The organism is Enterovibrio paralichthyis (assembly GCF_019209835.1).
GTDB classification, from domain to species: Bacteria; Pseudomonadota; Gammaproteobacteria; order Enterobacterales; family Vibrionaceae; genus Enterovibrio; species Enterovibrio paralichthyis.
Genome location: NZ_JAHUTS010000014.1, coordinates 15,387 through 30,735 on the forward strand (window position 1 = coordinate 15,387; position 15,349 = coordinate 30,735).

A 15,349-nucleotide genomic window follows, 5' to 3' on the forward strand; every position below is an offset into this window, starting at 1 on the left:
ACGCCTAACGAGGTAGATATGTGGCATACGCTCTCGGTTCAACTTTCGCTTGCCCTGGGCCAACAATTCGAAGTCGAAGAAAAAATGCCCATTGACGGCGGAGACATCAACGAGTGTTACAGCATTGGCTGTGGCGACACCCGGTTTTTCGTCAAAATCAACGCTAAAGAAAACCTCCCGATTTATGAAGCTGAGGCCGAAGGGTTGCGCCATCTGGCCAACAGCGGTGAAGTTTCTGTCCCGCAAGTTATTTACATTGGTGTGATAAAAGAAAAAGCGGTTCTGGTACTCGATTTTATCGTGATGAAGCCGCTTAACGATGAAAATGGCTACCTGTTAGGTAAAGATCTCGCCCGTTTGCACAAATGGGGAGAGCAGCCGGAATACGGTTTTGATATAGATAATTTCATCGGCACTACTGAACAGCGAAATAACTGGCACCGTAAGTGGGCACAGTTTTTTGCCGACCACCGCATCGGCCTGCAGCTCAAACTGGCCGAAGAGAAAGGCATGTTCTTTGGGGACATTGAAACAATCGTAGAAGCGGTAAAGGAAAGATTGAGTAACCATCAGCCCAAAGCCAGTCTGCTACATGGCGACTTATGGTCGGGCAACGCCTCCTCCACCATGAACGGGCCCATTCTCTATGATCCCGCTTGTTACTGGGGTGATCGCGAAGTGGATGTCGCTGCAACTCACCTTTTTGGCGGTTTTCCTGAATCCTTCTATCGGGGTTACAACGAAGTCTGGCCGCTGGATGAGGGGTTCGAATCACGCAAAGATCTCTACAATCTGTATCATCTTATTAACCATTCATTGCTGTTTGGCGGTCATTATCTGGCGCAAACAGAGGCATTGATCAACAAACTGGAACTCCTTAACTAGAGCGGTTTACGGTCAAATACAAATTCTTCAGAATAGGCGCCAATCAGCGCCTTTCTTTTTGCGCATTATTCGACATTCGTTTTAGGAAAACCCTTCACTATGATCCAAGCTGCGATTTTTGACATGGACGGCCTGTTGGTTGACTCAGAGCCGTTTTGGCAAGATGCTCAACTGGCAGTGCTCAATGATTTGGGACTTCACGTCACCCGTCAGGACACCATCGACACCACAGGCATCCGCATTGACCAGATCGTCAAGCATTACTACAAAACCCAAGGCTGGGAAGGCCCAAGCTGCGACGAAGTGTGCGACATGATCCTGGATAAAGTGATTGAGTTAGTTGGCATTCATAAGCCGATGATGCCGGGGGTAATGCATGCGCTGGAGCTGTGTAAAGCGGCCAACCTGCGTATCGCGCTCGCCTCTTCCTCCCCGCTAAAACTCATCAACGCCACACTCAAAGCGTTGGATCTCGAAGCTTGGTTTGAGCAATGTCATTCAGCAGAGCACCTTAAATATGGCAAGCCGCATCCTGAAGTGTATTTGAACGCAGCAGAAAGCCTGGGCGTGCCTCCACAGAACTGCATCGCCTTTGAAGATTCTTTCGCCGGTCTCCTTGCTGCGAAATCTGCCCAAATGCGCACAGTGATTGTTCCTGAGCATTCAGTCGCCGATCAGGCTCGCTGGGTGATCAGTGACGTCAAACTTCAATCGCTTAACGAATTAAGACCATCAATGTTGGGCGAATAATGCGCGCCATTCTGGGCAAGTGAACGAAACTTGCCCAGTCTTTACATTTTTCTTCGCTCAGCCGCTCACAGCTTTAAAAACTGAAGTACTCCTTTCCGAACCTTCTTTCGTAATTCCCATAGGTACATTTATGTTTCGACACATAAATATACATAGCTTCGAAATTCACTAACAAAATCATGCTGAAGGTCATAGTTTGGTCTTATTTCACTGAGCAAACCTTCGGCGGTTCTTAGAATGGGAACACATGGACGGTCTAAGAAACAGCTATCTTTCTTGCATCGCCGTGTAGTTGGGCCCGCAGTTCATATAGGGAGTTGAACATGCAAAATTTTACAGAAAGAGGGATCGACTGCCCTCATTGTGGACACCGAATTCGTATCACACTGGATACCAGCGGCGGTGATCAAGAATTTTATGATGATTGTCCGGCCTGTTGTAATGCGATCCATTTAAACCTACAAATTGATACGCAACACAAAACGATTACCCTGTTTGTAGACGCAGACGACGAGCAAATTTTTTAAGTGACGGCGCGGTTAATCATCCCGCTTTTAAACCGAGATTCCGGTAAAAGGAAGCCAGCGCAAAGCTGGCTTTTTTATTTATCCGTGACGGGCAGCCAGAACCCTTTCTACAGTATCCACAACGGCTTGAGTTTGCGGATCGACCTCAATATTGACGATATCACCAACCTTTCTCCAACCCATATTGGTGCGGTTTAAGGTTTCGGGTATGAGGTTGACACAAAATTGCTCTTGCTTCACATCGCCAATCGTCAAACTGATCCCATCAATGCCGATGTAACCTTTATCAAAGACGTATTTGTTGATGCCCTGCGGCAAAGCAAACCACACTTGTCGGTTGTTTTCCGTTTCAACGATGTCCACCACGGTTGCGGTACACATGATATGACCCGACATCGCATGACCACCGATTTCATCGCCAAACTTCGCCGCCCTTTCAAGGTTAATGCTATCGCCCTCATTCAAGCCACCCAGATTAGTCAGGGCTAAAGTGGCCTGCATTAAATCGAACCAGACAATATCGCCTTCAATGCGGGTGACAGTGAGACAACATCCGTTGTGTGCCACGGAGGCGCCTATTTCCAGTCCTTGCAGCAACTCTGGACTGAATTTCACGCCGTGGCTTTGAAACTGGGCTTTTTTAACGATAGAGACCACTTCTGCAGTAGTCTGAACAATTCCTGTAAACATGAAAATTCCTGTTGGCAGTATGAATACTGAGGCAAACGAATAACTGGATATAGCGTATTTTCCAAAAGTATCGATTGTCGCTTTGGTTTGCAAACGTATAATACAGCGTCCTTTTATAGCCAAGTCTATCAACTTCGAATTAAGCGAGGTTTGGGTTTGATTTGGCTGTTTTTCCCCTTTTCTTTTTCGGAGTCATAGGTGCAGAACTATCGCCTAGAAGCTAAATCCATCATCAAGTTAGGCATTCCCGTTTTCATTGCGCAACTGGCGCAAACTTCGATGGGTTTTGTAGATACTGTGATGGCTGGTGGTGTCAGTGCCACTGACATGGCCGCTGTGGCCGTTGCAACCAGCGTCTGGCTGCCTTCCATTCTGTTCGGTATCGGCATATTGCTGGCGATGGTACCTATCATTGCACAGCTCAATGGTTCTGGACGCAGTGCAAAAATCCCGTTCCAGGTTCAACAAGGCATCTATATGGCGCTGCTGCTTTCTGTGCCGATCGCGCTGGTTCTCTACAATGCGGGCTATATCGTCAACTATATGGAAGTTGAGCCGGCTTTGGCAGAGAAAACAATCGGTTACCTCTATGCCGTTATTCTTGCCGTTCCTGCATTTTTGCTGTTCCAGGTCTTGCGTAACCTTGCTGAAGGTATGTCGCTGACCATTCCAGCCATGGTGATTGGCTTTATTGGCCTTGCCGCCAACGTACCGCTGAACTGGATTTTTGTTTACGGTAAATTTGGCGCACCTGAACTGGGAGCGGTCGGTTGTGGCGTGGCAACCACCATGGTGTACTGGCTGATGCTGATCGCCATGTTTATCTACATCAAGATAAATAAACGTCTGAGCAAAGTAGGCGCTTTCCAGAACTTTGGTGCACCCGATTTTTCTGCGCTGAAGCGACTTTTCAAGATGGGATTTCCGGTTGCAGCCGCGATCTTCTTTGAAGTAACGCTTTTCGCCGTGATTGCACTTTTGATTGCGCCGCTGGGTTCGACCGTGGTGGCTGCACACCAAATCGCCATTAACTTCTCTTCGATGATTTTCATGCTGCCAATGAGTTTGGGTACCGCGGTAAGCATCCGTGTCAGCCATCAGTTGGGCGAAAAATCAACGGAAGGTGCAGCACGCGCAGCAAAACTTGGCATTTTGATTGGCCTTGGCACGGCGGTGATCACCGCGGCGCTGACTGTTGTTTTCCGCGAACCCATCATTCATCTGTACAACAGTAACCCAGAAGTGGTTGCGATTGCCGCCAACCTCATGCTGCTGGCTGCTGTTTACCAGTGTACGGATGCGATTCAGGTTGTCGCAGCCGGTGCGCTTCGTGGTTACAAAGACATGCGTGCAATATTCGAACGCACCTTCATTGCATACTGGATCCTGGGTGTGCCAATCGGCTACATCCTGGGCATGACAGATTGGATTGTCGAGCCGATGGGCGCCTACGGTTTCTGGATTGGTATCATTATCGGCCTAAGTTCAGCGGCCGTGATGCTGGGTCAGCGTCTCCACTGGATACGCAAACAATCTGACGAATTCCAGCTTGCAATGGCTGAGAAGTAACACCTCCACAATCCCGGCCTAGTCCGGGATTTTCTTTTCTGCACAATCCAATACGATCGCTCCTGCCTTATACTTCGTATCGTCTACATATATGGCGTTCATCAATCAAAGTATGACTATCCGAATTTTGTGGGTTATCTGCATTGCTTTCACGCTCTCCGGCTGTCTGGAGAATGATAAGGCACGCGCACAATTCGAAAATTATCAGTCACGCCTGGCCAGTGTGCTCGACACAGAGCCTTTCCTGCTCAGTGCCCCGTCATACATCGAACTTCCACGTAAGCGAGACTTGACGCTGCCGGTTGAAGACGTCCGCATGGGGTTACTGGATGCCTACGAGTTGCGCACCTGTGGCTTATTCCAACTCATTGCAGATCGGAATTCGATTCTAGGTAAAGTGCAGGATGGCTTTCGCCAGCTTCAATACGAAATAACGCTGCTCAGCACACTCGAAAAATGCTTAAACCAGATCGAAACAGAGAGCTTGAAAACCCAGCTTGAATCCGCGTATCAACAAAAACGCGAACAATTTCCGACTGTATACTGGAATACCATTTCAACCTCCGACGCATGGCGTAAGCAACTGACGCCATCCTCAAGCGCCTTGATTTTGCCCGGAGAGCCATTCCCACACAGTGATGCACTGGTTGCGCTAACGGGCTATGCCAATCTGTCAGAAGATTCAACGGATATCGTTACCCTTCAGGAGCCGCTGGAGAAACAGCGCTATCTGGGCAATGTTTTTTACTCCATGGATGAAAGTACTCGTTGGTTGACAGCGACAACACGTCAACTGTATCGAGATGATGCCTTAATTGTATGCGGGGCCAACCGTGATCCTACCCGGCTCAACTATATGAGGAATGTTTTCGACAAGTTTTTTGTCGGCGAAGTACAACCGTATCTTTCAAAGATCAACAGCCTGTACCTGGATGCCCAACCAGCATTATTACAATTGAACGAGAAGTTACCCGAACATCCACTCCTCAATGAGTATAGAAATGCCTATTTCGCAGGCAAACACTATCAAGCGTTCCAAAATGCAACCAAAGATCATGTCCAATACTGGCAACGCCTTTTCCAGAGATGCAACATTAAAGTCGGTAATTAACTCGTTCAAAAACAAAAACAATGGTGCAAGAAACGCCAAGTTGTGCACCAAAGCAGCAAACGCGCATTCTCACGCAAAAAAGTCCCTTTTTACGCTTGCGCCCTCCCGCCCTACTCGCTAATATTCACCCCGCTTTCAAGGGAAGCGGTGCTGAACAACAGTCTAAAATGCGTCTGTAGCTCAGTTGGTTAGAGTACTACCTTGACATGGTAGGGGTCGGCAGTTCGAGTCTACCCAGACGCACCATGCTTCCCTTAGAAAAACAAAATGCGTCCGTAGCTCAGTTGGTTAGAGTACTACCTTGACATGGTAGGGGTCGGCAGTTCGAGTCTGCCCGGACGCACCATTATTTTCGAAAGCTGATATTTTGCTTGCGTCTGTAGCTCAGTTGGTTAGAGTACTACCTTGACATGGTAGGGGTCGGCAGTTCGAGTCTGCCCAGACGCACCATTCCTCCCCTAACCAGGGTGGAAACAGAATTTGGGTCTATAGCTCAGTTGGTTAGAGTACTACCTTGACATGGTAGGGGTCGGCAGTTCGAGTCTGCCTAGACCCACCAAATTCCAATAAATGCACTACCCTTTCGGGGGCATCCCAAGCATTTATTCGGGCGATTAGCTCAGTTGGGAGAGCACCTCCCTTACAAGGAGGGGGTCACTGGTTCGAGCCCGGTATCGCCCACCACTTTCGTAAGAAACAAAAAAGCCTGCTTTCGAGCAGGCTTTTTTGTATTAGAAATCGTTCAAGCATCTCAACTGGAAAGATTTGATAACGCTCTCCCCCGGCATCGAGACAATGGCAAGTCAATTTTCCGCAAGCGTGACTGTTACCATACTGACATCCATAACTTCTTGCCCATTTTTGCCTGTTACCCATTAGGGCTCATTGGTCAGGCACCAGATGTCATCCCAAAGACATGACTCAAGGTGTCTTGCTCTCTCCCAAACAGTGGCATGGCACAAACGAAATAGAACGCCATAATTTTTCTCTCACCAGCAAGTGAAGCATGAACAGCACAGTTTTCATTTAGCGTCAGTGAAAATACCTTTCGGACAATGAAACCCGCCATGGTAGGTTTGGTCTTCAATAAATTTGGCATCATCAATCGGATTACCGTCCTGATTTCCAATCAACCAGATATGGCTTTCGTCAAACACCACTGAAGGAAAATCTTAATCTTTGAATAACGCTTGCAGATGACCATCCCTATACAGGCCGTTCATTAAACTGGATTTTGCGCTTTGCGTTGTAATACTAAAGACTTCATCAGGAAGCGTCTTCCCGCTTTGGTGGATAGCGAATAACGTTTCAGTGAACACTTGTGGGCTGTCGCCAATGGTAGTGAGTTGGGGGGTTTTTCACAAAGTAATCAACTAGAGGTATTCCGTTGAGTATCAATTTTTGCATCAATCACCAAAGCAATCTACCTCTTGACTGTTTTGCGAAATGTAAGCATTCGACTCCAAGCATACATGCGGTAGTCGACCAAAAATTGATTCCAGTTAAGCGAGACACGGAAAACGTTTCACGCCTTTAATATAAAATTTAAGTTTTATAATAATGCGTTTATTAAATTAGATAAATTGTAAGATCTAAAATTTTGGCAACTCGCCGTACAATACGCTAAAGAAAAACTTAACGAATTATTCTATTAATCATGAGACTTAACGCACTTGTAGCATGCCTTTTGCTGTCCATTTCCACATCTGCTAGCGCCGATAGCGCCATTACAAAGATTGCCTCAAAAGACGCAGCTTTCCATGAAGACCAAGACGTTATCGCCTGTGGCGAACTAAAACAAATTACTCGCTTCAAACGTGGTTTTTACTTGAACCTGGACGACAAGTATCCCCATCAATCGCTCACGCTCGTGGTTTGGGAAGATGATATGGCTGGATTTCGACAAGAACATGGAAAGTTTGATGTGATGCTCGACAAGCAGGTGTGTGGAAAAGGTACGGTCACCCAGTACAAAGGCCGCAGTCAAATGAGCCTGTATAACGCGTTTTCATTTAAAATTAGCGGCTAGGGTAAAGCGATTTAAAAGTATGGGTGTTCAAGGTGTGAATTGATCAAAGCCCCATATTTTCACTTACAATGTCCCGCTCAAAGGCAACTACAATGACAGCTCAAATATCTGAAGTACTTATTTATAATGGTAAAAAGCTTAAACTCCATTGCACGCCCATTATTCCTGATAATCATCCACTCATTCGACACAACACAAGTCAAGAAGAGTCTATATCTTCATTATGCTGGCGCGGCTATGTGGGAACCTGGGAGATTGCAAATCGCAGGCTCTATCTGAATAGTGTTGATGGCAAGTATATTGTTACCACTCCAGTCTTTGCTGATTGGTACTGCGGCACGCTCGTCATTCCAGAATCAGATCCAGGTGAGTATTTTCATGGTGGCTGGGGACGTAGCTACGCTAAGAATAAGCTCGTTACCATAGTGAATGGTGAACTCACCCAAGTTCAATATCAAAATAAAAAGCACCCAGACCACATTGACGACTGGCCTAAGCAGCGCTTAAACCAAGTCATAGGAGCAATAGCTGAAGCATCTGAAAAGCTCTACTTGCTAGCAGATAACAACAATAAAAACCGTAGAATGATTGCTTTCACATTCGAGCAGAAAACAACCTTTGAATCTATGGCTGGTAAGCTATTCATCGCTATGCAAAGTTGCAGACAACCCTGGCCGATTTCTATGACTCCTGCTCAACCCAATACGGTGGGCGGCAACAAATATCACGTCCTTGCGATGAGTATTCCAACGCTATTCGCTGTTGAACTCGATCAAATGATTCACTTCGATCATTTCTGTGGCGTTGATGATGACAAAAGCATTATGGATAACATCGTGAGCTCCTGGTTTTGTTCGGAAGCAAAGAAGCCCAAAGCCCCAAACAAAACGCAATACAATAAGCCACCTGTTGACTTATTTGACGAGGACTTTCCGTTCTGAGGCTTGCCCGAGATCTAAACTTCAACTGCAAACCACACAACATTGTAACCCTTCCAGAAATACTGAGGTAGCAGCCAAAACGTGAGGATAGAACGGTTAGTTAAACCCCAAGGTAAGACGTTATCGATTGCTCGCAACACTACTTTGAGCTCAAGTTTTTTAGGCTGCGCCATTCATCGCTGTACTCAGTAATAGGAACCCAGGGAATTTTGCACACACTTCCTCGAACGTTTCGATTGATTGGCTGCGACCAAACCTTGATTGGTAAATCAATCAAGGCTAGGAAATCTATTTATTCAATACGTGCTTCTCAAGTAATTCTCAAAACGGGATATCATCAAAATCAGGCAATGTTGTTGATGTAACTTTAACTTGTTCAAGTTTGATTGCTTTCCAGTTGTGACGAGCTTTCGTTTTATCCCACGCCATAATACGCAACACCGTTACTCGTGATTCATTAGCTATATCACCAATCAAAAAAGGCGGAACAAACGTGTCATCTACGAATCCAAAGCCTTTCGGAGCAATGCGAAGCTCGCCGTCAATGATGCCAATATCCGCTAGTTCAACAGATTGACTCGGAACTGACGCAACCACCTTTTTCTCAGTACCATTCATAGACAGTGCCAGCTCAACATAGTCACCCGCTTGAGGTTTCAGATTGCTTTTGTGTATGCCCATGCGGACAGACCATGTGGTGGATTTATTCACAAAAACTTGAAAGCCTTTCTCCGACTTGTGAATGTTCTCGATAACGCCAATGACTTTCTCGGTCGGGCCATGAAGATATTCGGTAGCATCTCGACAAAGTGACTTTAAAAACGCCTTCAGTTCATTTTCATCGACACTGGCGTCGTACCATGGTTGATTCATCAACTGCTCTAGCTCTGGCTTTACTTTCCAACCATTACTTTGGTAGACCTGCAATGCTGTCTTTAAGCACATTGATGCTTCTGTAAGTTGCTGATTAGCCAGCAACAGCGGTATCGCACCATGAAACAGCTTTAAACTGAATGTAACATCATGAGCAGAGACGATTCCCTTTGCGAAAAACTTCAGTGCCAAGCTACGGTCTTGCTTTTGGTAGGTAGCAGCCAATGCCCCCCAAGCCCATGCTTCTTTCTGTTTTTTCCGCAGGATTGGCAGCAGTAACTCGCGAGCTTGTTCATATTGATCGGACACAATCAAACACTTTGATTGATCGTAGTCGAGCCAAATCAAGTGTTTCGTATCTGCCACTTGCTGACGCGTTTGATTGATAAACCCCAATACCTGATTAAGGTCGAGTTGCCAAAACTCACGAGCGCGTAACCAAGCACTGGCAACTTGACGTGCCGTCGATAGCATCAAGCTAGGTACTTCACCTTTCTCAGCTTGAAAAGGCTTTTTGCTGTCATCATCAAACAACGCGCCTTGGTGACGCAGTACCAAGTTGACCAAGCTTGGGAACCATTCGAGGTTCTTTTTAAATTGAACCAACAGCATCTTGTATTCCAACCCGCCTGTTGGAATATCAAGACTCACGATGGTTTGAAGCAAGTTTTCTATACGCTCAAATTCAAAGTCGCTAGGTCGAAAATTATTCGATGAAGCAGCGCGTTTCGAAATTCGTTCTTGTTGCTGCTTGATAAATTCATAACACACCCAAAATAACGCACCTTTGAGATATGTATCTTGCGGGGAGTGTTCTAATGCAGTAAAGCCAACATTCCACGCCTCTTGGAGTTGGCCAGATTTACGTAGGTTAGTTACGGTACGAAATGTTTGTTCTGTCATTTTTATTTCCTGTGAAAGCCTAGCTAATTCCAGCGCTTCACGAATTACTCCAGATCTGCAAAGACTCAGCCAGCAGATGGGGAGAACTGCTTAAATCTTGTTTCGGGTATACCTTAGTAAACTGTTTCTTTCCGTTATAGAAAAAATCAATGACCGCCGTATCACCATTTTTTGTTAGTGTGTATCGTTGTGCCCAAGCGATTTGATCTAAGTTAGACACCTTAATCTCGTGGCGAGAAAACACCTCATTAATGCGACAGTGAAACTGCCCCAAAAAGGGTTCAGCAAAGCTATACTGCTCTTCTATAACCTCAGAAACCTCAGACTTGATGGTTGATAAAGTAACGCCTTTAATCTCTGCCAATAGTTGTTGCAGCAACGTTTGAAGCAAACCTGTTTCACGGACATTAAACGATGAAACCTTGTTCTTGCCATTATAGTGAAACTGAACCTCTGCTACTGCGTCGGCGTGCTTAAAACGGTATAACTCTTGGTATTGGTAGTGGTGAATGTCGCATACTTCGATCCCTGAGCCTTGAAGGCAAGCTTGCACTTTTCTCAGCAGATCTTTTAATGTTGGCTGGTTATCACTAATGCCAAACTGATGCGCTTGCTCAGGGCTTACCGAGTTAACTACGGAAACTTTCGTTGCTGATTGCTCAAACACCAAACCTTGGCCACCAACGATCTGAGTATTGCCACCCAAACTGATTTTTGGCTCATCAATCACATACAACTTTGAAGAGGTACGAGTGATTGCCGTATAGAGCCAACGAAAGTACTCTTTGGTCAATGTTTTTAGGTGCGATGAACACTTAACAATGACATGCTGCCATTCGCTGCCCTGAGCTTTATGACAGGTGATCGCATAACCAAATTTGAGCTTAAACGCATTTAAATAGGGATCTTTTTTACGACGAACTTCTAGCTCATCACGGTTCAGGCCTCTATGACGCTGCATAAATTCAATACTAAGTGCTCTATTCTCATCAGGTGTGAGCGATGGCTCTGAGTTATATAGCAAATTTTCTAGAAGTTTTGCTTTTATCACTTTCGGCTGTAGCACCTCATCTCGAAATACCAATTCAACATCGCGAAAGTACAAATCCACATTGACCGATTCTGTTTTCCCATCCACTTTTTTCTTAAAGTAGACGCTCTTCTTCTCTGGCGCAGATAGGACTTGCCTCACCATTCCAAACTCACCGTTAGTCACGGTAATATCTTCCCGATAGTGGTTGGCAACCGAAATCACTTTGTCTCGTGGACACAACTCGTGTTGATTAGGGAAGAAATGCTGACGACAAAGGTCGTTGTAAACCTTTACTTGCGAGTTTGAAGACGCAACCAACATAACCTCTTTGGTTTGTGCAATGGTTGAATGACACAACGCCATATATTGATCAACAACGCTATCTGCCGAAATCGACTCAATATCCGGCTTTTCGGTATCAAAGTTGAGTTGGTTAAACACCTCTTCATCGATTGATGAGCGCAGCATGACAGCATTATCCATGACGCCACTACCTGCTTTTTGTCGCACGACTTCGTTTAGGTGTACTTCCGAGACTCTAAGATCATATTTATCATTTAAATACTGCGCTTTTAGCGCTGGCGAAAAGCTCATGGAGACAGGAGGAAGTTGAGCATGATCACCAATAAAGATGACCTTTCTCGATGAGGTTGGTTCTGCTTTTTCTAGGGAATCCTTGGTGTACTTGATGAAGTCATCAAGTAAACAGCCTGATCCAAACTGAATCGAGTCTGATTGCGTAAATGCATTCGATAGCATTGAGGCTTCATCGACAATATATACGGTCTCGTCACTATCAAAGTTGCGTTTGAGTTGAGCTAGTGGTACTGCCATCTCGTCTTCAGACAGCAATTTAGCATCTTTAAAGCTATAGATGGCACTATGAATAGTAGAAGCACTTGCCCCCGTTTTTTCTGAGATCACTTTGGCCGCTTTACCTGTTGGTGCTAGTAACACACAGTTTCGGCCATACGCTGTCAGATACTCAACCAGCCCCTTGGTAATGAATGTTTTACCTGTACCTGCATAACCATGAAGAATAAAGCTATCAAGCTGATTCGATCCCAAAAATGTTTGCATTTGCTCTAGTGCAATACGCTGGCCTTTCGTCAGCTCGACATTTTCAAAGCTATCGAAGATAGAGACACGTTTACGGGTCTCTTTCATCTTTAAGTCAAAGCTACTCGCCGCTTCAACACTTGCTTGCTTAAATGCTCTCAGTTTCTCTGCTTGCGCTTCAGACGATAGCTGGGCAGTTTTAGCCTTATGCAATTCAACTTTAATTGCATCCAGTTCGGCTTGTGTTTGTTGAATGGCTTTCGCTCTGCTTTCTATCTCTTGTAGGAGCTTTTGGTTATCTTTTTTAAGTAAAGTCGCAGGCGGCTCTTGCCAAGCTGGTGTTTGGAACTCAGGCACAAACACATATTGAGATTGCATGGTTTGGATAAACCAACGACCAATAATATAACTCTCTTCGATCAACCAGGTTGCATCATACACAGAGATATCTATCTCATTATGAACCGCTTTGTTCCCCAGTTTACGCACACCATGTAGCTTACCCAGAATATCTGCTGGAACGGCTTGCCTAAGCTTCCAATCTTTCAGCCGATCAAGTTGGCTCGATCTTGCATCAAGCTCAATATCTAAATGACTACAGATGTATTCCACCAGCAGCTCAGAGAATGCTCTAAGCTTAAATGCTGTAGTTTGTGGATCATTAAATAGGTAGGACTCGGCTTGCTTACCTAATTCGGCGAGCTTAGCATAATCTTGTTGTAAGAATGAGAAGTTTGAGACAACCATTTTTACTCCACTACTGTAGTTTCAGCTAACTCGATTTCGCTCAACTGCAAGATCGCTTTAGATTCAATCTGATTCAGTCTTAGACCTGCATTAACACAAGCACTTGCAAATTCACTCACTGTCATACTCGCTTTTTTGTTGACCAATATATAAAACACTTCTAATGCATAAATACGTAGCAACGTGCTCGAAGTGTATTTTATTGCATCTCTGACACCTGTCATAAACGCTTCATTTTCGATCAACCCATCAATGGAATATAAATAAGGCTCAGTACGCTTTCTTGTCTTGATAAAATGGTGAAGGACTCTTGCTTTTCCATAATCATGAATATTTTCATTCACGAGAAGGTCTCGTGTAACAAAATGGAATGCCATGCTGAAGACATTTCCATCTCCTTTGCGCATAGCCTGGACCATCAACCAAGCAGCATGCTTTATCGCTGATGGATAACATTTAAAGATAAGAATTAGTAATGAAACATCACGCTCTTCCCAGTCTTCAACGTTATGTTCAGATAAGAAAAAGCAAAACTGTTTAGCAGAAGAGTGATCATTAATACCAATCTTATAGTCAAACTCAACAACACGCTGTTCAAAGGGAAGATCAAGGGTCAATTTATCACCTAATAACGAAATTTCGTCCTTAATTGTTTCGATTTCTTCATTGCCATTATAGTCACAACCCAGAACTACTTCTTGCTTGATCAGCTCAACAATCTCAGTGTTACTGTTATAAGTTTTTGTTTTACTTGAATTAATGCTTAGGCCTAACGCATGTAATTCTACCTGTAGCTTCTTAAATACTTCTATGAGCTTTTGTTTACAATTGCCAAATAATCGGATGTCATCGACATAGCGTCCATACTCTACCCCTTCAATCGCATTCAGACGTGAGTCCATATCCATCAAGTAGTAATTTGCCAATAATGGACTACAACATGGACCAGTCATAATCCCGCGTGGGCGCGTTATCAGTTTATCTTCACCATTTTTTCTAAAGAGGAACACTGGTTGTGAGAGTACTGCTTCAAAATAGGAGAAAAACGGAGAAGTAACACTCGTTGCCATTTTTCTAGCTATTGACGTCAATAAAAGGTCTCGATCGATGTTATCAAAAAAACTCGATAAATCAGTAACCAGCATACAACTACAATCATTTGCCGATTGGTCTTGCCATTCACAGTAGTTTGGCCATGAAACCTCAGCAAATGACTCTGCGAGTCGACCTGTATTTTCCTTTCTCTCTAATCGATTGGCAAAACAGTGTTTGCTCAATTGAGGATCAAGCACATCAGCAATTACCTGCACAAAGCAGTAGTGAATCACCAGCTCTTTAAATGGAAGGCACACAACATAGCGATCAACCAGTGACGACTTAGGCAAAGCATAGTAATAACCATAACGTGGCTGGTATGCGCATTCACCTTGTAATTCGAATTTCAACTCGCCAATGAGAGCATGGTAGGCCTCTTCTGAACTAGGCATCTCTGACTGAAACATTGCGTGTTCACTATTACGACGTTCATTAGCCGCGTTTATAATCGCTCGAGTGATATTTTCTTCACTTGCGAGTTGTTGCATTAACATTATATTTAAATCTCAAAAACGTTCTTCGTTGCAGCTATCTTCGATAATTCGTAAAGTTTGCTAACTATAAAAAAGGGAATCCAAACAAGGCACCGATAATACCAATAGGGCTAATTGGCAAAGCCACATCGGCTACAAGTTCAGCAAGTCCCTCACTCGCAACCTCACTTGCTACAGATTCACCGACATGGTTGCCTATTCCAACAATTAATACCTCTGACACTGCATCACCCAAAGCAACATTATCTGTTGAACTTGTGGCCATAATCGATGGGAAATAGCACTTGAATAAACTTGTGGTCGTGCTCTAGCCAAAAGTGGTTGTAGTTATGAATCTCAGAGATAAAGCGCCCGAACACATCTGGCTCATTACCGTTCATATATGACGCTATCTTGCTCACTGGTTGCTGCCTCTTAAAGGGAGATGATTCAGAGGATTTTTGGGAGGGTTGCTTTTAATACAGGCAACATAGGCACTGATTCTCACACCAAGCCTGCTCAAATTTCGCTTTATAGGTTATCTCGAACCGATGCTGCTATGGCGTTTTTAAGCTTGCGATCTGACAGCTATTTGATAGGTAGTTTAGAGACTGCGTTATGTCTCAACTAGTGGGTTAGATAAACCTTTATTCTTGTTCGCACA

13 protein-coding genes, 5 tRNA genes and 1 pseudogene are annotated in these 15,349 nt (G+C 44.6%); 12 read left to right on the forward strand and 7 right to left on the reverse strand.

The genetic code is table 11. The annotated features are described in order from the left end of the window. Window positions 1-18 precede the first annotated feature (18 nt). From KU854_RS15880 to KU854_RS15890, 3 genes are all read left to right on the forward strand, one after another. Window positions 19-885, forward strand: coding sequence for a fructosamine kinase family protein (locus KU854_RS15880; protein ID WP_218359427.1), 867 nt, complete (start codon window positions 19-21; stop codon window positions 883-885). A gap of 99 nt (window positions 886-984) precedes the next feature. Beyond that, window positions 985-1,635: a hexitol phosphatase HxpB gene (hxpB, locus tag KU854_RS15885; RefSeq protein WP_218359428.1), complete on the forward strand. Its 651-nt coding sequence runs from the start codon at window positions 985-987 to the stop codon at window positions 1,633-1,635. Window positions 1,636-1,958: 323 nt separating this feature from the next. Beyond that, the gene (locus KU854_RS15890; RefSeq protein WP_054778335.1) at window positions 1,959-2,162 is read left to right on the forward strand and encodes a CPXCG motif-containing cysteine-rich protein; all 204 of its coding nucleotides are present in this window, start codon (window positions 1,959-1,961) and stop codon (window positions 2,160-2,162) included. Window positions 2,163-2,240: 78 nt separating this feature from the next. Here the strand turns inward: KU854_RS15890 and KU854_RS15895 are convergent, their stop codons facing one another. After that, on the reverse strand, window positions 2,241-2,852 hold the full coding sequence (locus KU854_RS15895; protein ID WP_218359429.1) for a riboflavin synthase subunit alpha: 612 nt from the start codon (window positions 2,850-2,852) through the stop codon (window positions 2,241-2,243). Window positions 2,853-3,050: 198 nt separating this feature from the next. On the opposite strand from KU854_RS15895, the gene KU854_RS15900 reads away from it, so the two are divergent. The 7 genes from KU854_RS15900 to KU854_RS15930 all read left to right on the forward strand — a co-directional run bounded on the left by KU854_RS15900 (window position 3,051) and on the right by KU854_RS15930 (window position 6,216). Then, window positions 3,051-4,421, forward strand: a complete 1,371-nt coding sequence (locus KU854_RS15900) for an MATE family efflux transporter (protein WP_218359430.1) — start codon at window positions 3,051-3,053, stop codon at window positions 4,419-4,421. 91 nt (window positions 4,422-4,512) lie between these two features. Continuing rightward, a complete protein-coding gene (locus KU854_RS15905; protein WP_255555596.1) occupies window positions 4,513-5,532 on the forward strand; it encodes a DUF3080 domain-containing protein in 1,020 nt (339 codons plus the stop codon). A gap of 169 nt (window positions 5,533-5,701) precedes the next feature. Continuing rightward, window positions 5,702-5,778: transfer RNA gene (locus KU854_RS15910), tRNA-Val, on the forward strand. 23 nt (window positions 5,779-5,801) lie between these two features. Then, window positions 5,802-5,878 (forward strand) — tRNA-Val (locus KU854_RS15915). A gap of 27 nt (window positions 5,879-5,905) precedes the next feature. Continuing rightward, a tRNA-Val gene (locus KU854_RS15920) sits at window positions 5,906-5,982 on the forward strand. A 32-nt stretch (window positions 5,983-6,014) separates the two neighbouring features. Continuing rightward, window positions 6,015-6,091: transfer RNA gene (locus KU854_RS15925), tRNA-Val, on the forward strand. A 49-nt stretch (window positions 6,092-6,140) separates the two neighbouring features. Continuing rightward, window positions 6,141-6,216: transfer RNA gene (locus KU854_RS15930), tRNA-Val, on the forward strand. A gap of 205 nt (window positions 6,217-6,421) precedes the next feature. On the opposite strand, the gene KU854_RS24875 is transcribed toward KU854_RS15930, so the two are convergent. Continuing rightward, a complete protein-coding gene (locus KU854_RS24875; protein WP_336245258.1) occupies window positions 6,422-6,634 on the reverse strand; it encodes a CRISPR-associated ring nuclease in 213 nt (70 codons plus the stop codon). Window positions 6,635-7,189: 555 nt separating this feature from the next. On the opposite strand from KU854_RS24875, the gene KU854_RS15940 reads away from it, so the two are divergent. Together KU854_RS15940 and KU854_RS15945 are read left to right on the forward strand one after the other, a co-directional pair. Continuing rightward, entirely contained in the window at window positions 7,190-7,561 is a 372-nt protein-coding gene (locus tag KU854_RS15940) for a hypothetical protein (protein WP_255555597.1), read from the forward strand. 92 nt (window positions 7,562-7,653) lie between these two features. Further along, the gene (locus tag KU854_RS15945) at window positions 7,654-8,502 is read left to right on the forward strand and encodes a hypothetical protein (RefSeq protein ID WP_218359431.1); all 849 of its coding nucleotides are present in this window, start codon (window positions 7,654-7,656) and stop codon (window positions 8,500-8,502) included. 321 nt (window positions 8,503-8,823) lie between these two features. Here the strand turns inward: KU854_RS15945 and KU854_RS15950 are convergent, their stop codons facing one another. The 5 genes and pseudogenes from KU854_RS15950 to KU854_RS25205 all read right to left on the reverse strand — a co-directional run. Next, the gene (locus tag KU854_RS15950; RefSeq protein WP_218359432.1) at window positions 8,824-10,278 is read right to left on the reverse strand and encodes a DUF7017 domain-containing protein; all 1,455 of its coding nucleotides are present in this window, start codon (window positions 10,276-10,278) and stop codon (window positions 8,824-8,826) included. A 37-nt stretch (window positions 10,279-10,315) separates the two neighbouring features. Further along, window positions 10,316-13,117, reverse strand: a complete 2,802-nt coding sequence (locus KU854_RS15955; protein ID WP_218359433.1) for an ATP-dependent DNA helicase — start codon at window positions 13,115-13,117, stop codon at window positions 10,316-10,318. A 2-nt stretch (window positions 13,118-13,119) separates the two neighbouring features. Then, window positions 13,120-14,700 carry an RNA-directed DNA polymerase gene (locus KU854_RS15960; protein ID WP_218359434.1) on the reverse strand — a complete coding sequence of 527 codons (1,581 nt, stop codon included), beginning with the start codon at window positions 14,698-14,700 and terminating at the stop codon, window positions 13,120-13,122. 70 nt (window positions 14,701-14,770) lie between these two features. Further along, window positions 14,771-14,929, reverse strand: a complete 159-nt coding sequence (locus KU854_RS15965; protein WP_255555598.1) for a cytochrome P450 — start codon at window positions 14,927-14,929, stop codon at window positions 14,771-14,773. Between the two features lie 22 nt (window positions 14,930-14,951). After that, a pseudogene (locus tag KU854_RS25205) lies at window positions 14,952-15,107 on the reverse strand (opioid growth factor receptor-related protein); the annotation flags it as partial. Window positions 15,108-15,349: the final 242 nt, after the last annotated feature.

Excerpts from the sequence above, each read along its gene's own strand:
- KU854_RS15880 (WP_218359427.1), top strand. The coding sequence starts at position 19 with ATGTGGCATACGCTCTCGGTTCAACTTTCGCTTGCCCTGGGCCAACAA.
- hxpB (WP_218359428.1), top strand. The coding sequence starts at position 985 with ATGATCCAAGCTGCGATTTTTGACATGGACGGCCTGTTGGTTGACTCA.
- KU854_RS15890 (WP_054778335.1), top strand. The coding sequence starts at position 1,959 with ATGCAAAATTTTACAGAAAGAGGGATCGACTGCCCTCATTGTGGACAC.
- KU854_RS15895 (WP_218359429.1), bottom strand. The coding sequence starts at position 2,852 with ATGTTTACAGGAATTGTTCAGACTACTGCAGAAGTGGTCTCTATCGTT.
- KU854_RS15905 (WP_255555596.1), top strand. The coding sequence starts at position 4,513 with ATGGCGTTCATCAATCAAAGTATGACTATCCGAATTTTGTGGGTTATC.
- KU854_RS24875 (WP_336245258.1), bottom strand. The coding sequence starts at position 6,634 with ATGATGCCAAATTTATTGAAGACCAAACCTACCATGGCGGGTTTCATT.
- KU854_RS15940 (WP_255555597.1), top strand. The coding sequence starts at position 7,190 with ATGAGACTTAACGCACTTGTAGCATGCCTTTTGCTGTCCATTTCCACA.
- KU854_RS15945 (WP_218359431.1), top strand. The coding sequence starts at position 7,654 with ATGACAGCTCAAATATCTGAAGTACTTATTTATAATGGTAAAAAGCTT.
- KU854_RS15950 (WP_218359432.1), bottom strand. The coding sequence starts at position 10,278 with ATGACAGAACAAACATTTCGTACCGTAACTAACCTACGTAAATCTGGC.
- KU854_RS15955 (WP_218359433.1), bottom strand. The coding sequence starts at position 13,117 with ATGGTTGTCTCAAACTTCTCATTCTTACAACAAGATTATGCTAAGCTC.
- KU854_RS15960 (WP_218359434.1), bottom strand. The coding sequence starts at position 14,700 with ATGCAACAACTCGCAAGTGAAGAAAATATCACTCGAGCGATTATAAAC.